Below are 22926 nucleotides of genomic sequence, written 5' to 3' on the forward strand. Positions count from 1 at the left end.
GCGCAAACGAATTGTCTGGGTGTGCAGACGTTTTTGCGATTAAACGATAAGGATTGTCATGCGTAATCATTTGTTTGCTTCATCGCTGTTAAGCATCGGAATAGCTTCCGGGCTATTTGCCATTACTCCGACTGTACAAGCGGCCACCAAAAGTCTGGTGTTTTGTTCCGAAGCAAGCCCGGCAGGGTTTGATATCGCGCAATACACTTCAGGCACCGACAATGACGCCGCAGAGCCCATTTACAACAGGCTGACCGAGTTCGAACAAGGCAGCACCAGCGTAGTCCCAGCGCTGGCTACGCGCTGGGACGTCTCTGCGGACGGTCTGACCTATACGTTCCACCTGCGCGAAGGGGTGAAGTTCCACAGCAATAAAACATTTACCCCGACCCGTGATTTCAATGCGGACGATGTGCTCTTCACATTCAACCGGATGCTCCAAAAGGATCAACCATTCCGCGTCGCATATCCGACTGAATTCCCGTACTTCACCGGGATGGGAATGGATAAGAATCTCAAGTCGGTAGAAAAGTCCGACCCACTGACAGTGGTGTTCACATTGAACACTGTGGACGCTGCATTCATTCAAAATATTGCAATGAACTTCGCCTCGATTCTGTCTGCTGAGTATGCTGACAAACTGATGGCATCTGGAGATGTACGCGATATCAATCAACAACCCATTGGTACTGGACCATTTGTGTTTCAGCGATATCAGAAAGACTCGCAAATTCGTTATATCGCCAATAAACAGTTCTGGGACCCGAGTCGAGTGAAGGTGGACCAATTGATTTTCGCCATCAATACCGATCCCTCGGTGCGGGTGCAGAAACTCAAGAAAAACGAATGCCAAGTCACCTCCAACCCTCGTCCTGCCGACCTCGATGCCATGAAAGCCGACAAGCAGCTCAAGGTCATCGAGAAGCCGGGGTTCAACCTGGGTTACATCGCCTACAACGTACGCCATGCGCCGCTGGATAATCTGCAGGTGCGCCAGGCGCTGGACATGGCGATCAACAAACCGGAAATCATCAAGGCCGTGTACCAGGGCGCGGGCCAATTGGCGGTCAACGCCATGCCGCCGACGCAATGGTCCTACGACGAAACCATCCAGGACGCGCCCTACAACCCCGAAAAAGCCCGAGAGTTGTTGCGTGCGGCGGGCGTCAAGGAAGGCACCGTGATCAACCTCTGGGCCATGCCGGTCCAGCGTCCGTACAACCCGAACGCCAAGCTGATGGCGCAGATGCTGCAGTCGGACTGGGCGAAGATTGGCCTCAAGGTCAATATCGTCAGTTACGAGTGGGGCGAATACCTCAAGCGCAGCAAGAACGGCGAACACGACATCTCGCTGATCGGCTGGACGGGTGACAACGGTGATCCGGATAACTGGCTCGGCACGCTGTACAGCTGTGCGGCTATTGGCGGCAACAATTACTCGATGTGGTGTGACGAGAAATACGACAAGTTGGTGAAAGCAGCCGTCGCCACCTCAGACAAAGCCCAGCGTATCGACCTGTACAAGCAGGCGCAGCACTATCTGAAGGAACAACTGCCGATCACGCCTATTGCCCACTCCACCGTCAACCAGCCATTGCGCGCTGAGGTCGAAGGTTTTCAGGTGAGTCCATTCGGACGCAATAACTTTTCGGGCGTCAGTCTCGCTCAATAACCCATGAATACGCGCCAGGGGCGAATCCCGCCCCTCGGCGCAGCTATTCCTGCAATCCGCTTCTTTGATCAAAAACCGATCAAAACGGCGGAATAACAAGATCCACCCAAGCCAGCCCATTCATAAAACTGGCCTTTATAAAAGTAGTAAAAGGGAGCTTCAAAACGTGAAAAAAGCCAGCACCGCTGTATTCGCCGTGTCCATGATTGCCTTGAGCGTCGCGGCCCAGGCAGAGCCCACCAGTCAGGACTTCGTGCCGACAACGCTCGCCTCGAGCAATGCTCAAAGCGAAGCCAAGGGTTTTCTCGAAGACTCAAAACTGACCGGTTCTACCCGTAACTGGTATGCCAACGAGCTGCAGCGGCGTGGCGGCCAGTTCAGTCGTCGGGACGATGGCGTCGTGGTCGATCGCGACCCGCGTCGCATCAACTGGGTGCAAGGCACCATCATCGATTACAGCTCGGGCTTCACTCAGGGCGTCGTCGGTTTCGCCACCCAGCTGGCGATGTACAACGCTGTCGCACTGGACCAGGACGCCGGCGACATCATGGGCCCGAACAACCGCACGCTGACGCGCAGCAACGGCGACGCAGTGGGGCAGTGGAGCAAAATGGGCCTGGCCAACGTCAAGGCGCGGGTGTCAAACACAACCCTGACCCTGGGCCGCCAGTCGATGAACACGCCAGTGATTGCCTTCATCGGCAACCGCGCGTTGCCGTCGAGCTTTGAAGGGGTGAGCCTGCAGAGCGACGAACTCAGCAACCTGTCGTTCCAGGCTGGCAGCTTCGACCGCGTATCCCCGCGCTCCGAACAAAGCCTGACCAAGTTCACGTCCGAGTACAACGCCAACGGCGCCAAAGCCGATCGCGTCGACATGGCCGGCTTCGACTACAAGCCGTTCAAGAGTCTGACCACTAGCTTGTACGCCTCCAACGTCGAAGACTTCTGGCATCAGTACTACCTGGGCGTGCTGCATGAAATGGGCGACACCGACGTGGTCGGCATCAGCACCAACCTGAACTACTACAAGACCAAAGATTCCGGCGCCAGAAAGATGGGCCAGATCGACAACGACACCTACAGCCTGTCGTTGACTGCTACCCACAAGGCGCACAGCTTCAGCATTGCGTACCAGGAAGTCGAAGGCGACACCTACTTCGACTACGTGCACGACACCAACGCCATTTTCCTGGCCAACTCCTTGCTGTCTGACTTCAACGGACCGAACGAAAAATCGGTGCAATTGAGCTACCTGCTGAACATGGCCGACTACGGCGTGCCGGGCTTGAAGTTCAACGTGTATCAGGCGCGCGGCTTCGATATCGACGGTACCCATTACAAAGGCACTGCGTATGACGTGTCGCGCATGGACGGTGAGACCCATTACGAATACGGCGTGGGTTCGACATACACGCTGCAATCGGGCCCCTTAAAAGCCACAACCGTGCGCGCTACGTACACCACGCACCGCGCCAGCGCAGAACAGGCTGACGGCAGCATCAACGAGTTCCGTCTGGTCACCACGATTCCATTCAACATTTTGTAAAACCTGCGGTTGGCGGCGAGTCAGGCCAACGGGCTCGCCGGCTGACCACTTTATGGCTTCATACTTGCGGAGGGCGTCTACATGAAATCGAAATTCAAGCTCGCAACGTTACGCAACGCAGTCGCACTGGCTTTGTTCAGTGTCGCTGTCGGCGTTTCAGCCAAACCTCTGGTGGTCTGCACCGAAGCCAGCCCGGAAGGGTTCGATACGGCGCTGTACACCACCGCCGTCACTGCCGATGCCGCGGCGGAAACCATTTTCAATCGTCTGGTGGATTTCAAACCCGGCACCACTGAAATTGAACCGGCACTGGCTGAGTCCTGGGAAATCAGCGACGACGGCCTGACCTACACGTTCCACCTGCGTAAAGACGTCAAGTTCCACACCACCGACTACTTCAAACCGACGCGCAACATGAATGCCGACGACGTGGTCTGGAGCTTCCAGCGTCAACTGGACCCGAACCATCCGTGGCACAAACAATCGACCGTCGGCTTCCCGTACTTCGAAAGCATGGGTTTCAAAGAGCTGCTCAAAAGTGTCGAAAAAGTTGACGACAGCACTGTCAAATTTTCGCTGACCCGCCGTGAAGCGCCGTTCCTGGCTGACGCGGCCATGGCGTTCGCCTCGATCTACTCGGCTGAATATGGCGATCAGTTGCTCAAGACAGGCAAGACCGAAGAGCTGAACAACCACCCGATCGGCACCGGCCCCTTTGTGTTCGTGCGTTATGCCAAAGACGCCCAAGTACGCTTCAAGGCCAATCCGGACTACTTCCGTGGCAAGCCGCCAGCTGACGCTTTGATTTTTGCCATCGCCACGGACAGCAACGTTCGCCTGCAGAAGCTCAAGGCCAACGAATGCCAGATCGCGCTGTATCCAAAGCCTGATGACATTCCGAACATCAAGAAAGACCCGAGCCTGAAGATCGACGAACTGCAGGCCATGACCACCGCCTACATTTCGATGAACACCACGCACAAATACATGAGCGATGTGCGCGTGCGCAAAGCCATCGACATTGCCTTCGACAAAGAAGCCTACGTCAACGCGCTGTTCGGCAAGGGCAACGCCAGCGTGGCGGTCAACCCCTACCCGCCCACGTTGCTGGGCTACAACACCCAGCTGAAAAACCCGGCCCACGATCTGGACAAGGCCCGCGCTTTGCTCAAGGAAGCCGGCGTGCCTGAAGGCACCGTGTTGACCCTGTTCACTCGCAACGGAGGAGGCGCAACCAACCCTAATCCAACGATGGGGGCACAGATGATGCAAGCCGATTTGGCGAAAGTCGGCATTAAGTTAGATATTCGCGTCATGGAATGGGGCGAAATGCTCAAACGGGCGAAAAACGGCGAACACGACATGGTCTCCGCTGGCTGGGCAGGTGACAATGGCGACCCTGACAACTTCCTGACTCCACTGCTCAGTTGCGAGGCCGCTAAAAACGGCGAAAACTACGCGCGCTGGTGCAATCAGAAGTTTCAGACGTTGATCGATCAGGCCCGGGAAAAAACCGACCCGGCCGAACGCGCAGCGCTCTATGAGCAGGCCCAGGAGATTTTCAATCAGGACCTGCCGTGGATCAGCATGGCCCACACCAAGATGTTCACTGCAATGCGCAAGAACGTAGAGGGCTATCACATCAGTCCTCTCACCACTAACAACTTCGCTACCACCCAAGTGAAGTAGAAGAAGAATCTGGCGGGCTCACTACCCGAGACCCGCCGGAACACGCCTAACCGGCTGATGAGGTACACGACACGATGTTTAGTTTTATCGCCCGCCGAGTGGGGTTGCTCATACCCACCTTCTTCGGCATCACCCTGCTGACCTTCGCCCTGATTCGCCTGATTCCTGGTGACCCGGTCGAAGTCATGATGGGTGAACGCCGGGTCGATCCGGAAATGCACGCCCAAGCCATGGAACGTCTTGGCCTGAACAAACCCCTTTATGCGCAATACATCGACTACGTCGGCAAGCTCGCCCATGGCGACCTCGGCGAATCGCTGCGTACGCGTGAGAGCGTGTGGACCGAATTCACTTCGCTGTTCCCGGCCACACTGGAACTGTCGATTGCGGCGTTGATATTCGCGGGCATTCTCGGGCTTCTGGCCGGGGTGATCGCAGCCCTCAAACGAGGGTCCCTGTTCGACCATGGGGTCATGGGTATTTCGCTTGCGGGGTACTCGATGCCGATCTTCTGGTGGGGCCTGATCCTGATCATGTTCTTCTCGGTGTCGCTAGGCTGGACGCCGGTCTCCGGACGAATCGACCTGCTGTACGACATTCCACCCAGAACCGGTTTCATGCTGATCGACACCCTCCTCAGCGATGAAGAAGGCTCGTTCCTGGATGCCCTGCATCACCTTATTCTGCCGGCCATCGTGCTGGGCACCATTCCGCTGGCCGTTATCGCCCGGATGACCCGCTCCTCGATGCTGGAAGTGTTGCGCGAAGATTACGTGCGTACTGCCCGCGCCAAAGGCCTGTCCCCTGCCCGCGTGGTGTTCGTACACGGCCTGCGCAACGCGCTGATCCCGGTACTGACCGTGTTCGGCCTGCAAGTTGGCACATTGCTGGCGGGCGCTGTCCTGACCGAGACGATCTTCTCCTGGCCCGGCATTGGCAAATGGCTGATCGAAGCCATCGGTGCACGTGACTACCCTGTCGTGCAGAACGGGATTTTGCTGATCGCCTGTCTGGTGATCCTGGTCAACTTCCTGGTGGACATCCTTTACGGATTTGCCAACCCACGCATTCGTCACCACGGCTGAGATCATTTCTATGAGCACACCTACTCCTGTAGTAGCAGTCGATCAAAGCCTGCTCTACCCGTCCCCGTACAAAGAGTTCTGGCAAGCGTTCTCCAAGAACAAAGGCGCTGTCGCCGGTCTGCTATTCATGCTGTTGATCGTTTTTTGCGCACTGTTCGCGCCGTGGGTTGCCCCCCATGACCCGAGCGAGCAATACCGAGACTTCCTGTTGACCCCGCCGGTCTGGCTAGAAGGCGGTCAGTGGCAGTTTCTGCTGGGCACTGACGAACTGGGTCGCGATCTGCTGTCGCGCCTGATTCAGGGTTCGCGCCTGTCGTTGCTGATCGGTTTGTCGTCGGTGGTGATGTCGCTGATTCCGGGCATCTTCATGGGCCTGATCGCCGGTTTCTTCCCCAAGATTCTCGGCCCAACCATCATGCGTTTGATGGACATCATGCTGGCCCTGCCTTCGCTGCTGTTGGCTGTTGCCATTGTCGCGATCCTCGGCCCTGGCCTGATCAACACCGTGATCGCCATCGCCATCGTCTCGCTGCCGTCCTACGTGCGTCTGACCCGTGCGGCCGTAATGGGCGAGCTGAACCGTGATTATGTGACCGCCGCGCGTCTGGCCGGCGCGACCCTGCCGCGCCTGATGTTTGTCACCGTGCTGCCTAACTGCATGGCGCCGCTGATCGTGCAGGCCACGTTGAGTTTCTCCTCGGCAATCCTCGACGCTGCGGCGTTGGGCTTTTTGGGTCTGGGTGTACAACCGCCGACGCCTGAGTGGGGCACCATGCTCGCTTCGGCCCGCGACTACATCGAACGTGCCTGGTGGGTCGTGAGCCTGCCCGGTCTGACCATTTTGCTCAGCGTGCTGGCAATCAACCTGATGGGCGACGGTCTGCGCGATGCGCTGGACCCGAAACTCAAGAACGCCGCCTGAGGACGTCCGAATGTCTCTTTTAGAAATCAAGAACCTCAACGTGCGCTTCGGCGACGCCAAGGCCACTCCGGTTGTCGACGGTCTGGACCTGAGCTGCGACAAGGGCGAAGTGCTGGCCATCGTCGGCGAATCGGGCTCGGGTAAATCCGTGACCATGATGGCGCTGATGGGGCTGATCGATTCCCCCGGCATCGTCACCGCCGATTCGCTCATCTTCGACGGCAAGGACATGCTCAAGCTCAGTAAGCGCCAGCGTCGTCAGGTCGTCGGCAAAGACCTGGCGATGGTTTTCCAGGACCCGATGACGGCACTGAACCCCAGCTACACGGTGGGTTTCCAGATCGAAGAAGTACTGCGCGCACACTTGGGCATGTCGGGCAAAGCCGCCCGCCAACGTGCACTGGAGCTGCTTGAGAAAGTCGAAATTCCGGGCGCTGCACAGCGTCTGGATGCCTACCCTCACCAGCTTTCGGGTGGTATGAGCCAGCGGGTTGCGATTGCCATGGCAATTGCCGGCGAGCCGAAACTGCTGATCGCCGATGAACCGACCACGGCACTCGACGTGACGATTCAGGCGCAGATCATGGACCTGCTGCTGGCACTGCAAAAAGAACAGAACATGGGCCTGGTGCTGATCACTCACGACCTCGCAGTCGTAGCCGAAACCGCCCAGCGCGTGTGCGTGATGTATGCAGGGCAAGCCGTGGAAGTCGGTCAGGTGCCTGGTTTGTTCGACGTCCCGGCGCATCCGTACAGCGAAGCATTGCTGGCGGCGATTCCGGAACACAGCATGGGCGCCGAGCGTCTGGCCACGCTGCCGGGTATCGTGCCCGGTCGTTATGACCGCCCGGTGGGTTGCCTGCTGTCGCCGCGCTGCCCGTACGTTCAGGAAAAATGCCATCAGCAACGCCCAGCCCTGGACCCGAAGGCCCATAGCCTGGCGCGCTGCTTCTATCCGCTGAATCAGGAGGTGGCGTAATGAGCGTCGTTCTTACCGCCCGCGACCTTACCCGTCACTACGAAGTCTCCCGTGGTCTGTTCAAGCCTCACGCTGTCGTGCGCGCGCTCAACGGCGTGTCGTTCGAGCTGGAAGCTGGCAAGACACTGGCTGTGGTCGGTGAATCCGGCTGCGGCAAATCCACCCTGGCTCGGGCCCTGACGCTGATTGAAGAACCGTCTTCCGGTTCGTTGAAAATCGCCGGCCAGGAAGTTACAGGCGCCACCAAGGAACAGCGCAAACAGCTGCGCAAAGATGTGCAGATGGTGTTCCAGAGCCCGTACGCATCCCTCAATCCTCGGCAAAAGATTGGCGATCAGCTCGGCGAGCCGCTGTTGATCAACACCAAGCTGTCGGCGGCCGAGCGTCGCGAGAAAGTGCAGGCGATGATGAAACAGGTCGGTCTACGTCCTGAGCATTATCAGCGTTACCCGCACATGTTCTCCGGCGGTCAGCGTCAGCGGATCGCGCTGGCTCGCGCGATGATGCTGCAACCCAAAGTATTGGTGGCAGACGAACCGACTTCCGCGCTAGACGTGTCGATTCAGGCGCAGGTGTTGAACCTGTTCATGGATTTGCAGCAGGAATTCAACACCGCGTACGTGTTCATCTCGCACAACCTGTCGGTGGTGCGTCATGTGGCTGATACGGTGTTGGTGATGTATCTGGGTCGCCCTGCTGAGATGGGTCCCAAAGAGGACATTTACGCGCGTCCGCTGCACCCTTACACGCAAGCGCTGCTGTCGGCGACCCCGACCATTCACCCGGACCCGCTGAAGCCGAAGATCAAGATCATCGGCGAGCTGCCCAACCCACTGAACCCGCCAAGCGGCTGTGCTTTCCACAAGCGCTGCCCCTACGCGACCGAGCGTTGCGTAAACGAAGAACCAGCGCTGCGTGAAGTCGACAACCGTCAGGTTGCTTGCCATTACGCAGAGCAGTTTGTGGCGTGATATGAGCCGCCCTGCGGTGTGTTGATCAAAGGCCGTTGCGCGCTCATGCAACGGCCTTTTTTGTGGCTGATGTTTTTGCGGGCCACGGATTCCCTGTAGGAGCTGCCGAGCCAGTGCGAGGCCGCGATACGGTCTACCTGACACGCCGGAATTGTGTGTGTCCGTTATCTCGGGTGGTGCTGACATCGGTTCCGCCCTTACGGCGGGTCACTTTCGAAAAGAGCGCGAAAGTAACCAAAGCGCTCTTGCTCCTGGCTTGGCCCTCCTCCGTCGGGTTCCCTCACTCCGGCGACGCTCCGTGGGCACGCCGCCATCGGCCATCCATGGCCGGGGGCGGCTAGCGCGGCATCCATGCCGCGCTGCCCACTCCGCGCCACCTGCGTTCGGCCTGCACCCAAGTCGCGTTTTGCGGTGTTTGGGCTGACGTGGAAGAAGAGCAAAAGCGAAAACGAAAACAAAGGCAAAGGCAAAGGCAAAGGCAAGGGCGAACTGTGCTCCTGCTTCTGATCGTTCCTCACGCTCCGCGTGGGAGTGCAGCCCAGGACGCTCCGCGTCCGATGACGCGGAGCGTCATGAGAGGCGCTACCACGCTCCGCGTGGGAGCGATCAGTCTTCGTCCATGCCGAGATTTCACGAGCGCCACAAATTGCGACTTTGAGAGGCCGAGCGCAGGTATTGCGCAGCCGGGCGCACGACATGGATGTCGTGCGAGCGCCGCTAGGGCATGGATGCCCGTTCGGCGCGTCCCGGCGGAGCAATGCCGGAGCGAAGGGACCCCGACGAAGGAGGGGCCGGACACGGGAGCGAGACCTTTTGGTTACTTTTCGCTGGGCCGGCTTCCGGGCGTTTGGCAAAAGTGACCCGCCGTAAGGGCGGAGCCGATATAAGCAACACCCGAGCTAATGGATATCCACCCAATGTTTCATCGTTAGGTTCATGACTGCTTCGCAGCCAATCGTCAGCAAGCTGGACTCCTCCGGCCTCCGGCCGGAAGCCTAGTGCGCTGTAGTCAATAAACATCCCGACGATAACGCCCCTGCTCGATCAACGCTTCAACGCCATCCTCGCCCAGCAACGCTTTCAGCACCTCATCTACCCCAGAGGCCATGCCTTCCAGACTGCCGCAGATGTAGATCGCCGCGCCGTCGTCGAGCCAGCGATGCAACTCATCTGCCGCTTCACGTAAACGATCCTGAACGTAGACTTTCTCGACCTGATCCCGCGAGAACGCCAGATCCAGACGTTCGATATCGCCGGTCATCAGCCAGCCTTGCAGTTCAGCACCGCAATGAAAGTCATGGGCCGCGTTGCGCTCGCCGAACAGCAGCCAGTTACGCTGCTGACCTTCGGCGATCCGGGCCTTGAGCAGGCTGCGCAATCCCGCCAGCCCTGTGCCGTTGCCGATCAGAATCAACGGCACAGGTTCACTCGGTAGATGGAAGCTGCTGTTTCGACGCACTTTCACGTTGATCGTGTCGCCCTGAGCCGCATGCTCTGTAAGCCAGCCCGAACCCAATCCGAGCGATCCATCGGGATGTATTTCCTGACGGACAATCAGTTGCAGCGAATTGTCCTCGGGCACAGAGGCAATGGAATACTCGCGCATCGCCAACGGTACCAGCGCATCAATCAATGCCTGGGCATGCAGGCCGACCAGATGACCACGGTTCTGAGGTAGCTGGCGCGAAGCCAGGGCTTGGCTCAGGGTTTCCTGCAATCCATCAACGGTCACTTGGGTGTCCGACGGGATACCCATGCCGGCGAGAAATTGCTCGACGGCCGCGTGGCTGTTGCGCGGCAGGATTTCCACCAGATCCCCCGCGTCCCAAACTGTCGCTGCTGGCGGCGTCAGGCTCAGGAGATACACCCTGGAACCCGCACTGCCAGGGTTCAGCCACTCACGTTGGTCCAGCGTCCAGTTGTCAAACGCCGGTGCTTGCCAGGTGTTAGGCGGCGTGCTGCCGGTCAGGTGTCCCAACTGCTGTTGCCAGTGCCCGAGCGCGTCAACGTCGCCGCTGTCGACCTCCACCGGGGCAAACAGTTGATTGCCTCCCCGCGCAGCAAGCCATCCATGCAGTCGCCGTGCGAACCCGCAAAAGTCTTGATACTGCCGGTCGCCCAGCGCCAGCACTCCGTAGTTGAGGTTCCCGAGCGACAACGGCTGGCCCAGCACTTTGCGCTCGAAGCCACGCGCGTTGTCCGGTGCTTCGCCGTCGCCAAAGGTACTGATCACAAACAGTGCGTTGTGGCTGCGGTTCAGGTCGTGTTCGGTGATGTCGCTCAGGGGCTGAACCTTCACCGGCACGCCCGCGGACTGCAGTTGCCGGGCGGATTTCCAGGCCAGGTGCTCGGCAAAGCCGCTCTGACTGGCGAACCCGATCAGCCATGCCGGGCTGGCAGCACTCCCCCTGTTCACGGAAATTCCGCCGCGCGCATCGCGCACATCACGCTTCTTGCGACGACGGTCCAGGTACAGCAGCCAACCGGTGACAAAAAACAGCGGCATCATCAGCGCGGCCACGGTGATCACGATGCGCCCTATCAGACCAAAGTAACTGCCGGTGTGCAGCGCGTAATTACTGATCAGCAACTGCGAACCCAAACCTTTCTCGGCGTAGCGCGATACGGCTTTGACCTGGCCGGTCGCGGGATCGAGTGTGATCTGGTTCAGCGCGCGCGGATGCGGGGAATCTTTCAGCAGGTAGAACACTTGTCCGGGTTGGCCTGCCATCGGGGGCAGACGCAGGTTGTACATCTTGAGCCCCGGGCCAGCGGTTTTCTGAATGGTGTCCCAGATCGCTGCATAGTCGACCACTGCCGGCGGTGCGTCGGCCTGCGGCTGATTACCGCCACGCCCGCCACCTTTGCGCGGTTGTTCGCCGGCCACCGGTGGATCGCCAATGAGTTTATTTAGACCATTGCTGACCCATTCGTAAGACCAGTTCAGGCCTGTGGTCGCCAGGAGCAGGTAAACCACCAGGCACCAGGTACCGAACACCGAGTGCAGGTCCCAATTGAAACTGCGCCCCTTCTTCGCCCAGTCCAGGGTCAGCCACACGCGCCAGTTGAGGGGCTTGCGCGGCCAGCGCAGATAAAGGCCCGACAGGCAGAAGAACACCAGAATCAGCGTGCAGGCGGCGGTCACTTGCTTGCCGTATTCACCTGCGGCCAGAAAGCGGTGCAGTTGCAGGATGAAGCCGAAAACCTCCTGCCCGGTGGCATCCGGTTTCAGGTCGCCGGTGTACGGGTCGAAATTACGCATCGGCCCCCGACGCTCGCCCGGTGCTGGCTTGAACCAGACCTGAGCCGCTTTGTCGCCGTCGACTTCGATGCGCAGCATGGCGACGGTGTCATGGGCTTGTGCTTCAAGCTTGCGCACCAGTTCGACCGGTGGCAATTGAGCGTCCAGCGGTTGCACGAACAGCGCCGTGGGATTGATGGCATCAAGGATTTCGTCCTCGAACGAATACAGCGCCCCGGTAATGCCCATCAGCGCCAGGACCAAGCCCGCCGTGATGCCAAAGAACCAGTGAACTTGAAACAGGACTTTCTTCAACACCCTCAACCACCTCGATAACCGTTGCGCGTGCAGTATGCGCCGAAACGGAATGGATTCTCATCTGTGTCTAATTCTGTTTAGCGTAATCACTTCAACTGCTCGCGAATAAATTCGCTCCTACAGATGAACGCTGCACGCAGAACTTGTAGGAGCGCAGGACGCCCCACTCACGCAAAAGCCCCACTCACCTTCGGTAAGCGGGGCTTTGCTTTATCCACCGTTTAGAAGTGGAAGCTGGCACTCATCAATGCGGTCCGGCCAGCGGCCATATGCGCGTAGTGGGTGGTGAACACCTGGTCGTAATAGCGCTTGTCGGTCAGGTTCTGCACGTTCAGTTGCAGGTCAACATTCTTGGTCAACGCGTAGGTCGCCATGGCGTCGTAGCGCCAGTAGGACGGCACTTCCACCGAGTTGGCTTCGTTGCCGAAACGCGAATCGACGAAGGTCGCGCCGCCACCCACGGTCAGCTTGGGCATCAGGTCGTACGTCGACCAGAAGTTGAAGCTGTTACGCGGTGTGCTCGGCATATGATTGCCCTCGTCTGCCTTGCTGGTGGCTTTGACGATCTCGCTTTCCATGTAGGTATAACCGCCGTAGACCTTCCATTTGCTGGTGATCTTGCCGGTGTAGGTGAACTCGAAACCGTCTACACGCTGCTCGCCATCAAGCACTTGGAACGTCGTGTTATCGGGGTCGGTGACACGTGCATTGGTCTTCTCGGTACGGAACAGCGCCGCGGTCAGCGACAGGTCGTCGTTGAAGAAGTCCCACTTGGTGCCGAGCTCGTAGTTACGGTTCTTTTCCGGATCGAGGTCAGAGTTGTTCGCGGCGATTTCCTGACCGCCGTTACCGCTGGTTTCACCCGACGGGTTGCTCGAGGTCGACCATGCCGCGTAGATGCTTCCGTTGGGCAGTGGCTTGTAGACCAGGCCGACCTGGTAGTTCCACAGCTGGCTGGTGTTCTGACGGTCGAAGTCGCCCGCCACCGCGCCACGGCCACCGGTGCTGTAGCCGCTGGAACGTACATCGTAATCGTCATAGCGCAGGCCCAGATTCAGGGACCATTGCTCGTTGAACTTCAGTGTGTCGAACACGTAAGCGGCACTGGTTTTGGTGTCCGTGTCGGTGTAAGCCAGGCTGTCAGTGATAGTGCCGTTCCATGGATCTTTCGGCGACGGGTTGTAGAGGCTGGTGCAGTCGCCGGAGCGCAACAATGCAGCATTACAAACCGAGCCGATGGTGCCGCCGGTTGCGCTGAGCACGTTGTAGCCACGGTTGTGGGTGTCTTGGTACGAGAACTCAATCCCGGTCACCAGGCTGTGCTCAATGAACGCCGTGTTGAACTTAGCGGTCAGGTCGGTCTGGTTGACGAAGCCGCTTGATGTTGAGTTGCGGCTCTTGGCCGAGCGCGAAACAAGACCATTGGCCACGTTGCCACGGCTGTCGTCGGGGTTGGTGACAATGTAATCCAGCGTCGAACGCGACATGCGCAAGCTGTTGGACAGCGTCAGGTTGTCGTTCAGGTCGTGCTCGATCCGGAACGTGCCGCTGTCGTTGACGCTCTTGCGGTAATCGCGATCGGTCAGCCCGTAGAAGTTGTTCTCGTTAACGTGGGCCGGCTTGTCGACGATGTACTTGCTGCGACCGGTGGTGCTGGTCAGCGGGATGCCGTAGTCCGGCATGTCGTCGGTTTTGAGGTGGTAGTAATCGACTTTGACCCGCGTGTCGGTGCCCAGGCCGAACGCGAACGACGGCGCGAAGCCCCAACGGCTGTTGTCCACATCGTTGCGACCGGCCACGTTGGAATCGTGCTTCATCAGGTTCAGACGCACCGCCGAGGTGTCGGTCATCTGCTGGTTCACGTCCAGGGTATAGCGCTGGGTCTGGTCGGAACCGAAGGTGTAACCGCCGTTATAAGCGTCGCCCAGGTGAGCGCCTTTGGTGATCAGGTTCAGGCTGCCACCGGTGGAGCCTGCGCCCGTGAACGCCGAGCCCGGCCCTTTGCTGACTTCGACCGATTCGACGTTGAAGATCTCGCGACTCTGCGCGGCGACGTCACGCATGCCATCGATGAAGACATCACTTTCAGCATTGAAGCCGCGAATGATCGGACGGTCAGCGTTCGGGTTACCGCCCTCGCCTGCACCAAATGTGATGCCAGGCGTGGTGCGCAACGCGTCGGCCAGACTGGTAGCAGCGGTGTCGCGGATGACTTGTTGCGGGATGACGGTCACGCTCTTCGGCGTTTCGCGCAGGGGCGCCGTGTACTTCTTGGACGCCGAGTCATCGGTCTTATAGCTGGTTTCAGCTTGTTCACCGGTAATGCTCGTGGCGCCCAGATTGATCGGTTTGTCTTCGCTGTTTTCAGCCGCCTGGGCCAGATGACCGGCGGACATCGCGGCAATGGCCACACCTACCGCAGAGGCGATCGAGCGCTGTGATGGAGCGGATGATTGTGTTGGGCGCGACATAATTGGATTCCTTCCCCAAGGAGTTGAGGCGGCGGAATATAGGGTAAACGGGTATTTGTAACAATTGCGAAAGATTGTTATTTGCGACAAATTTACATTCTTTACATTTCGCCATGACATATTTTTCACTTCTGTGCGTCTAGGCGCGCTCGCGCCGTTTTACACAGACAATAAGAATCACTACCATTCACCCGATCGAGAGTCTTACAGGCCACATCCCATGCTCCTACATATCCCCGGCCTGTTTTCCCGTGAGGAAGTGGTGCGCATCCGTCATGCGCTGGAGCAAACGGACTGGGCGGACGGCAAGCTGACCGCAGGCTTTCAATCGGCCAAGGCCAAACACAATTTGCAGCTTCCGCAGGGCCATCCCCTAGCGCTGGAGATCGGCGCGGCGATGCTTGAACGGCTTTGGAAGAACCCGCTGTTCATGTCAGCGGCGCTACCGCACAAGGTGTTTCCCCCGTTATTGAACTGTTACACGGCGGGCGGAAGCTTTGATTTCCACATCGATAACGCAGTGCGCCAGTCCAACGGCAGCGCTGAACGGGTGCGCACCGATCTGTCGTCCACGCTGTTTTTCAGCGACCCAGAGGATTACGAGGGCGGCGAGCTGGAAATCCAGGACACCTTCGGTACCCGCGCAATCAAACTGCCGGCGGGAGACCTGCTGCTCTACCCGGCCACTAGCCTGCACAAGGTCAACGCAGTCACACGCGGTGCCCGTTTCGCCTCGTTCTTCTGGACGCAAAGCCTGGTGCGCGAAGACAGCCAGCGCGCGCTGCTGTTCGAGATGGACAATGCGATCCAGCAACTGACGCGCGATGTACCCGATCACCCGTCGCTGATTCAACTCACCGGTACTTATCACAACCTGCTGCGCCGCTGGGTCGAGGTGTGACATGACCTGGAACCTGCGCCGTGAAGAAGTGCTCGACGGCGAGCAGCTTCGAGAGATGCTCGACGAGAACCCGGCGCGAGCGGCGCAGGCGATTCTGCTGGCCGCCAAGGCGCAGATCGTTGATGCCCAGGCGTTGCTCGGCCAGATATTGCTCGACGGAAACGGTATCGAACGCGACCCGGCACTGGCCGTTACCTGGTTTCGGATTGCAGCCCATAACGGTCACGCGATGGCTGCAAACATGCTGGGGCGTTGTTATGAGCATGGCTGGGGTTGCAGCGCCGATGCCACGCTCGCCGCAAAGTGTTATCGGCGCGCTGCCGATGGCGGGCTCGATTGGGGTTTGTACAACCTGGGCAATCTGCTGGCGACCGGCCGGGGCGTTGCCGAGGATCAATCGGCAGCCCTAGCCTGTTATCGCCGCGCGGCCGAGATGGGGCACGCCAAGTCTATGAATCTGGTCGGGCGATACCTGGAAGAAGGATTGGTCTGCGAACCAGACTTGCCCTCAGCCTACATCTGGTATCAGCGCTCGGCTGAGGCGGGAGATTTCAGGGGCCAATTCAGCCACGCCAGTGTGTTGGCCGACCAAGGACAGAACGAAGAAGCCTTGTTATGGCTCAACACCGCGTTAAGCACCGGCAACCTCAATTTTTTGCGTGTCAGTCGCAAAACGCTGTTGTCAGCCGCCCAACCTGACATACGTGCGCTGGCGGTTAAATATTTCAAACGTGCCGCCGAGTTGGGTGATGAACAGGATAAACATGAGCACGCCAAACTATTTCAAGCTGACTAATACCGATCTGGCTTTCTATCCCACCCAAGTGTTGTGCAGACATCGGCACAGGATTGGATAACTTTATATTTCACGCAGCTGGGCTCACCCCGCAGATCCGGGGACGTTAGCTTTCCGCAATAATTGGCATTAGAAACTTCCTACATCTTCAGACCTTCTTTCCTATTTGACGCTCAACAGACAACAACTTACTCTTTTCGACGTGCAGAACAGCAAAGCCCCACTGCATGACAATGAGAAAAAACATCTCAAACATGTAAAACCAGAATCATTAAAGGATTAATGATCATGCAACTTAACAATTTAAATATTGCCCAAGCAGCCGCAGAGGAACCGTTGTCACTGTTTACCAAGTCCGTTGCGGATTCGGATGAAACTCGAGACACCGGCCTGATATTAACAAAGGAACAGGTTAAACATCTCAAGCGATATGAATTGGCTGGACTGGCGCTTCCCGTTGAAATCAAGGACGTCATCGCTTACCTGGGGTTCGACACAGGTCCAGGAAAAGGACTGGAACCCACCGACTTTCAGCGTTCGTTCCAACTGATTCATGACCATGCTGGCCAATGGAATCCTCTGCGCACTGACCTGCTGACGGTGAGTGACAAACTGAAAACCTTTGCCGTATCGATGCAGGTGTATGGCAACAGCATGACCGAAGTTTTTGATGACATCAAAGCCTTGGGCTTGATCGAAAAATACGATATTAAAACGCTTGCTGACTTACGTCGCGTTGAGCTGGAACTGGGTGCCAAGTTTCCGGGCATCGAAAAAATCGATCGCGAGGACATCGGTTACTTTCTTGACCAAATCCTGGAAAAAGTCCGAGAGCGAGAAACAGAAGCCAATACGATAAAACAGAGACTGGACAAGTTTGGTAAAGAGCTCGCAAACAAGGTTATTCCTGAAATCAAACTGAGGCTTGCAACGATTGACAATAACTCGCTGGACAGTGAAATCAAATCACTGCAAACAAAAATTGATGCTCGCGCCAAAGACATTGAAGAAAAGAACAAAGAATACAAACAACTTGTAAAAGAGGCCATTGGCGGTATCACCTCCGGCCTGATCTACATCATTTACGTGAGTGTGGAGGCCGAGAAGATTCGCAAGGAACGCAATCAATTGCGCCAGCAACAAGAAGCTGACATTGCGCTCATGGACTCCAAGAGCCGCGTTCTGGCATCGCTTAACCGGGTACGCGCAGACTTTCAGGATTTGGACCTTCTGGTTATCGACGCGGACATCGCGACCAAGAACCTCATCACTGTGTGGAACACGCTGAGCACCTTCATCGCCATGTCGAGCGAGGAAATCAACGGAATCGACGACGGGCTTAGCCTTCGTCGATTCAAGAATCAATTCAATCTGGTTGTAGCGCCTTGGGCAACCATCGAAAAAGACGCGCAGGCCCTGCAAGCCGTTTTTGCGCAGGCAGATGACGAGTTCAGAGAAGAATACGGAGATAAAAAATGAATAACGTTACTCGATTCCCTTCCTTCATCGAATACCCTGATCTGGATACTTCGATCCTTCGCCAGTCTGCTGGTGACGCGGGTCAGGCCGGCATTGAAGTCCGCCGACTCTTTATACAGACCGATTACCTTCCCAGCCTGCATTCCCGCGTTGTCGGCGTGGATGACGCCATGCGAGACGCAGTGTTCAACCTCAGGGAAGTGGCCTTGTCCACCAGTACAAAACTTCCGAGCAATACCAAAACGCTGAAGGAATATCAGGCGGAACTCGCCAGCGCAGGGGACTCGGACAGACAGGAGATTCTGGAGGACATTAGCAGTCAGGCTGAAAAGGTCCTGAAAATCGTTAGCCAGGGTTACACCACACTTCAAAAGTTGCTTGTCCCTATGACGCAACCCATCGACCGGGTCGCCACCCGTCAATACCTCGTCCAATTAGAGGCTGAGCAGCAACGTCTGCCCGTGGAAATTCTGGAAATCCAGGAGCGCTTGACGAACCTGGACCAAAAGCGGCAGACACTGACGGAGGCCATGGCACTTATCGAAGCCAAAAGCTTCACCCAGGTGGGCAAGGACACAATGCTGAATGCTCAGGAAATCGCCAAGCTGGGTATGGCCGGACCCGAAGTCGCCGTGGTTGAAAAGGCTATCGAACTGGCCCAGCAAGTAATGGAAAAACTGGAGTCCCTGATCAACTATTTTGGACTGATGGACGCACGCAACGCGATCCGCAAACAGATGGACGATTTGCTTACGCTTAGTTACGACAAAACAGCTGGATTGCGGATATGCGGCATGAAAAGGGATTTTATCGGCGCCTGTCATGCCTTTGATGATCATCGCGATCTTTACATCGCACAGTTCAGGAAGATCATCGCGGTTAAAAAATCCTACATCGACGTGTATCGCTCTGCCGACACGACGGACGAATCCACCGTCTCGGAACTCGTTTCCGACGCTCTCGCTCTCTCGGGCTACCTGAAAGTATTAGTCTGATCATTGAGAGCAACGCCGGGGCGGGAGCACACCGCTGCTACGTCCCGGCTTTTTCGGAAAGAAAATATGACCGGAACATTTATTACTCAACGTCAGTTCGATGAGATTGACGCCTGCATGGCATTTATCGAGACGACGCCGGGCGTAGTGGGTGAATTCACCCAGGCTGCAGAACTCGGCAAACTGGGCGTTACCCCGCCGCCGTACGTCGAAATGAGGGAGGGCGCCAGTCAAGCCAGACTTTGGAAACTTAAAACTGACCCAGGCTTTTACCGGCTCATGACCGGGCACCTTGAGGAAGTTGGACGCTTCACACAATATCTGGACTCACACGTTACAGCTTTATCGGCGGTCGAAAAAAGACGCTCAGTATCACACTTGAGCAGTGTGGCTGTGCCGGCAAGCCTTCATCCCGCATCCGGCAACGAGCCTATAACGGACTGCCTCGAACTGCTGCAATACCATCAAGAGTGGGTATGCGCGTTTTCTGAAATTTGCCATATCAGCACCCCCGGACACCAGAAGGTGCGCGAGGCCATTTATCAAGTGCTTCCCAGGGTTTTTGACTTTATGTCGGTGCACTTGCAAGCCGCCAATGCCCAACGCCCTGCCCCGGACCACTTGAACTTAGCCCGCGATCGTTGGCACATGACTCGTGGCCACTACCTTTCGGGTATGGGGGCGGCGGCCAATTTCCTGGCCCAATACCAACGAATCAATCACCTGCTTGGGCAAGCCAATGACAGTTTTGCAGACATTGAGAACGTTGCAACATTGAGCAGACTCGTTGCAGGGATGAGGCTGATCATGGTCGAACTCAAGCAGGTCCAGCGCTTGTGCAGTGAAATGGCGGCCCTCAGAACCAGCCATTAGAGTCAGGCAATTCAAACAACTGTCTGCGAAATAAAAAAACCCGCGATTATTCGCGGGCTTTTTGTATGACCAGAACCGGCTTAGACGTAGAACGATTTCAGCGGCGGGAAGCCATTGAACTCAACCGCGCTGTAGCTGGTGGTGTACGCGCCGGTGGACAGCCAGTACAGGCGGTCGCCGATGGCCAGGTTCAGCGGCAGGCCATATTTATAGTTCTCGTACATGATGTCGGCGCTGTCGCAGGTCGGGCCGGCGATGACCACTTCTTCGACTTCGCCTTTCTTCTCGGTCCAGATCGGGAACTTGATGGCTTCGTCCATGGTTTCGATCAGGCCGGAGAACTTGCCCACGTCCGTATACACCCAACGCTCGACGGCGGTACGCGACTTGCGCGACACCAGCACCACTTCGCTGACCAGAATGCCGGCGTTGGCGATCAACGAACGGCCCGGCTCCAGAATGATTTCCGGCAGGTCATCACCGAAGTCTTCTTTCAGATAGCGAATGATTTCTTCAGCGTAGGTTTCCAGGCTGTTGGTGCGGGTGATGTAGTTGGCCGGGAAGCCGCCACCCATGTTGATCAGCTTGAGAACGATGCCGTCTTCTTCTTTCAGGCGCTCGAAGATTACTTTCACTTTGGCGATGGCAGCGTCCCAGACACTGATGTCGCGCTGCTGCGAACCAACGTGGAACGAAATGCCGTACGGAACCAGGCCCAGCTCACGCGCAAGGATCAGCAAGTCCATCGCCATGTCGGTCTGGCAACCGAATTTGCGCGACAAAGGCCAGTCAGCCGTGGTCGAGCCTTCGGTGAGAATACGTACGTAGACCTTCGAACCCGGAGCGGCCTTGGCGATGTTGCGCAGGTCGGCTTCGGAGTCGGTGGAAAACAGGCGCACGCCCTTCTCGTAGAAGTAGCGAATGTCTTTGGATTTCTTGATGGTATTGCCGTAGCTGATGCGATCCGGGCTGACGCCCTGGTTCATCACTTTGTCCAGCTCATAGATCGAGGCGATGTCGAAGCTCGAGCCTTTTTCTTTGAGCAGGTCAATGATTTCAACAGCCGGGTTGGCTTTGACGGCATAGTAGATTTTGGCGAATTCGAAGCCTGCGCGCAGGTCATCGTAGGCCTTGCTGATCATCGCGGTGTCGATGACCACGAATGGGGTTTCTTGCTTGTCGGCAAACGCCTTCATTTTATCGAAGGTGGTTTTTTCGAAATAGTCTTCGACCTGGATCGACATGCTGGGAACTCCTGTTGGCAAACTGAAATTAACAATGGGTGCAAATGAACGTCCTCCGTGTGTATCCCCACTTTGGTTCGCCTACTTCCCAAGGCATGTCCGCCGAAAGCAAAAAAGGCCATGGAGAGCGACGCTTCCCTGGCCTTGCTGTCTCGTCGTCAGTACTTGAGCCGGATGGATCGTTTCCAGCTTGGACGTTCGGCGCGAACTGTAGGACTTGAGACGCCCGAGATCAACAAAAAATGTCGCCATTTCGCCCGTTTTTGCCGGACGGGCGTTTCGACCTCTGGATGCACCCTGTAGTAACCGACCGATGTGACAGGGTGATGTTCCCGGTGATGGCGATTTCAGGCTTCTGCCCGAAGGGCGTAGGAGCTTGGCTTGCCAGCGATCTGCCGGGAACCGGCAGCAAACCAACCGCTTCTGATATGACAGACACACCACATCAGCCCATTGACGGCCGGTTCCCGCCCGATCGCCTGCAAGCAGGGCTCCTACGCCCTTCGGACAGAATCAAAAGCAACCGTTTCAGGAATAAGCCAACCCTTCGGGCAGAATCAAGAGCCTTAGTTAGCAGCCTGCTCCGCCACTTCCGCAGGCGAGACAATGCTGGTCTTCATCCCGCGTGATTGGCCGGAGCTGAGGTAAGCCGCAATCGACTCCTGCGTCACTTCGCCCAGGAAGACGTTTTCAGCATCCAGCACCGGCAGCCACGAGCGGTTGAACTCGTACATGCGCGACAGCAGGATGCGCAGGTGTTCGTCGTAGGCGGCGGTGGCGTTGAACGGGCGCAGGTATTGCTCGCACGTGCCGGCCTGGCGGTGCAGGTCGCGACGGCGCACATAGCCCATGGCTTTGTTTTCGCTGTCGGTGACGACTACATAACGGCGGTCGTTTTCGTCCATGATTTCCAGCGCGTCGGCCACTGGCGTTTCCGGGCTGACCGACGGTGCGTTGTCGGCGGCGTCTTCGGCTTTGACCAGCAGCAGGCGTTTGAGCGTGCTGTCCTGACCGACGAAACTGCTGACAAAATCGTCTGCCGGGTGCGCCAGCAGCGTGTCCGGATGATCGATCTGCAGCAACTTGCCAGCGCGGAAGATCGCGATCTTGTCGCCCAGCTTTATAGCTTCGTCGATGTCGTGGCTGACCATGATCACGGTCTTGTTCAGCGCACGTTGCATTTCGAAGAACTCGTTCTGGATCATCTCGCGGTTGATCGGGTCGACCGCGCCGAACGGTTCGTCCATCAGCAGCAGCGGCGCATCGGCCGCCAGCGCGCGGATCACGCCGATACGCTGTTGCTGGCCGCCGGACAATTCACGCGGATAGCGATGCAGATACTGCTTGGGCTCAAGCTTGATCATGCTCATCAGCTCGCGAGCGCGGTCGTGACACTTCTGTTTGTCCCAGCCGAGCAGTTTCGGTACGACCACGATGTTCTCTTCGATGGTCATGTTGGGGAACAGACCGATCTGCTGAATCACGTAACCGATGCCACGGCGCAGCTCGACTTCGTCCATGCCGGTCGTGTCTTCGCCGTTGATCAGGATCTTGCCGGAGGTCGGCATGATCAGACGGTTAATCATTTTCAGCGTCGTACTTTTGCCGCAACCCGACGGGCCGAGGAATACGCAAATCTCGCCTTCATTGACGGTCAGGCTCACTGAGTCCACGGCTTTGACTTCTTTGCCGTTGCTCTGAAAAGTCTTGGTCAGGTTTTGCAGTTCGATCATTTGCTTGGCAA

Annotated in this window: 16 protein-coding genes; 12 read left to right on the forward strand and 4 right to left on the reverse strand. The window is 57.3% G+C overall.

Annotated elements, in window-relative coordinates:
- The first annotated feature begins 58 nt into the window (after positions 1-58).
- The 7 genes from ACWKWM_RS25635 (at position 59) to ACWKWM_RS25665 (ending at position 8864) form a co-directional block, all read left to right on the forward strand.
- On the forward strand, positions 59-1672 hold the full coding sequence (locus tag ACWKWM_RS25635; protein ID WP_483848793.1) for an ABC transporter substrate-binding protein: 1614 nt from the start codon (positions 59-61) through the stop codon (positions 1670-1672).
- A gap of 166 nt (positions 1673-1838) precedes the next feature.
- Entirely contained in the window at positions 1839-3218 is a 1380-nt protein-coding gene (locus ACWKWM_RS25640) for an OprD family porin (RefSeq protein ID WP_483848794.1), read from the forward strand.
- 81 nt (positions 3219-3299) lie between these two features.
- The gene (locus tag ACWKWM_RS25645; protein WP_483848795.1) at positions 3300-4907 is read left to right on the forward strand and encodes an ABC transporter substrate-binding protein; all 1608 of its coding nucleotides are present in this window, start codon (positions 3300-3302) and stop codon (positions 4905-4907) included.
- 74 nt (positions 4908-4981) lie between these two features.
- Positions 4982-5992 (forward strand): ABC transporter permease subunit, encoded by a 1011-nt coding sequence (locus ACWKWM_RS25650; RefSeq protein ID WP_483848796.1) that lies wholly within the window; start codon positions 4982-4984, stop codon positions 5990-5992.
- Positions 5993-6002: 10 nt separating this feature from the next.
- Positions 6003-6914, forward strand: a complete 912-nt coding sequence (locus ACWKWM_RS25655; RefSeq protein ID WP_483834089.1) for an ABC transporter permease subunit — start codon at positions 6003-6005, stop codon at positions 6912-6914.
- A gap of 10 nt (positions 6915-6924) precedes the next feature.
- Positions 6925-7893, forward strand: a complete 969-nt coding sequence (locus tag ACWKWM_RS25660) for an ABC transporter ATP-binding protein (protein WP_483848797.1) — start codon at positions 6925-6927, stop codon at positions 7891-7893.
- Positions 7893-8864: a peptide ABC transporter ATP-binding protein gene (locus ACWKWM_RS25665; protein ID WP_483848798.1), complete on the forward strand. Its 972-nt coding sequence runs from the start codon at positions 7893-7895 to the stop codon at positions 8862-8864. Before ACWKWM_RS25660 ends, ACWKWM_RS25665 begins: the two co-directional genes overlap by 1 nt.
- Positions 8865-9873: 1009 nt before the next feature.
- On the opposite strand, the gene ACWKWM_RS25670 is transcribed toward ACWKWM_RS25665, so the two are convergent.
- Both ACWKWM_RS25670 and ACWKWM_RS25675 read right to left on the reverse strand, forming a co-directional pair.
- Positions 9874-12420 (reverse strand): PepSY domain-containing protein, encoded by a 2547-nt coding sequence (locus ACWKWM_RS25670; protein WP_483848835.1) that lies wholly within the window; start codon positions 12418-12420, stop codon positions 9874-9876.
- 224 nt (positions 12421-12644) lie between these two features.
- Positions 12645-14894 carry a TonB-dependent receptor gene (locus tag ACWKWM_RS25675; protein WP_483848799.1) on the reverse strand — a complete coding sequence of 750 codons (2250 nt, stop codon included), beginning with the start codon at positions 14892-14894 and terminating at the stop codon, positions 12645-12647.
- Between the two features lie 220 nt (positions 14895-15114).
- Between ACWKWM_RS25675 and ACWKWM_RS25680 the strand changes: the two genes are divergently transcribed.
- The 5 genes from ACWKWM_RS25680 (at position 15115) to ACWKWM_RS25700 (ending at position 19938) form a co-directional block, all read left to right on the forward strand.
- The gene (locus tag ACWKWM_RS25680) at positions 15115-15795 is read left to right on the forward strand and encodes a Fe2+-dependent dioxygenase (protein WP_483848800.1); all 681 of its coding nucleotides are present in this window, start codon (positions 15115-15117) and stop codon (positions 15793-15795) included.
- Between the two features lies 1 nt (position 15796).
- Positions 15797-16591 carry a tetratricopeptide repeat protein gene (locus ACWKWM_RS25685; protein ID WP_483848801.1) on the forward strand — a complete coding sequence of 265 codons (795 nt, stop codon included), beginning with the start codon at positions 15797-15799 and terminating at the stop codon, positions 16589-16591.
- Positions 16592-16879: 288 nt separating this feature from the next.
- Entirely contained in the window at positions 16880-18070 is a 1191-nt protein-coding gene (locus ACWKWM_RS25690; RefSeq protein WP_483848802.1) for an alpha-xenorhabdolysin family binary toxin subunit A, read from the forward strand.
- On the forward strand, positions 18067-19065 hold the full coding sequence (locus ACWKWM_RS25695) for an alpha-xenorhabdolysin family binary toxin subunit B (RefSeq protein ID WP_483848803.1): 999 nt from the start codon (positions 18067-18069) through the stop codon (positions 19063-19065). Before ACWKWM_RS25690 ends, ACWKWM_RS25695 begins: the two co-directional genes overlap by 4 nt.
- Positions 19066-19131: 66 nt before the next feature.
- Entirely contained in the window at positions 19132-19938 is an 807-nt protein-coding gene (locus ACWKWM_RS25700) for a hypothetical protein (RefSeq protein ID WP_483848804.1), read from the forward strand.
- An 80-nt stretch (positions 19939-20018) separates the two neighbouring features.
- On the opposite strand, the gene ACWKWM_RS25705 is transcribed toward ACWKWM_RS25700, so the two are convergent.
- On the reverse strand, positions 20019-21182 hold the full coding sequence (locus tag ACWKWM_RS25705; protein WP_483834080.1) for a type III PLP-dependent enzyme: 1164 nt from the start codon (positions 21180-21182) through the stop codon (positions 20019-20021).
- A 566-nt stretch (positions 21183-21748) separates the two neighbouring features.
- A complete protein-coding gene (locus ACWKWM_RS25710; RefSeq protein ID WP_483848836.1) occupies positions 21749-22915 on the reverse strand; it encodes an osmoprotectant ABC transporter ATP-binding protein OsmV in 1167 nt (388 codons plus the stop codon).
- Positions 22916-22926 lie beyond the last annotated feature (11 nt).

This window comes from Pseudomonas rosaeacicularis, assembly GCF_057128745.1.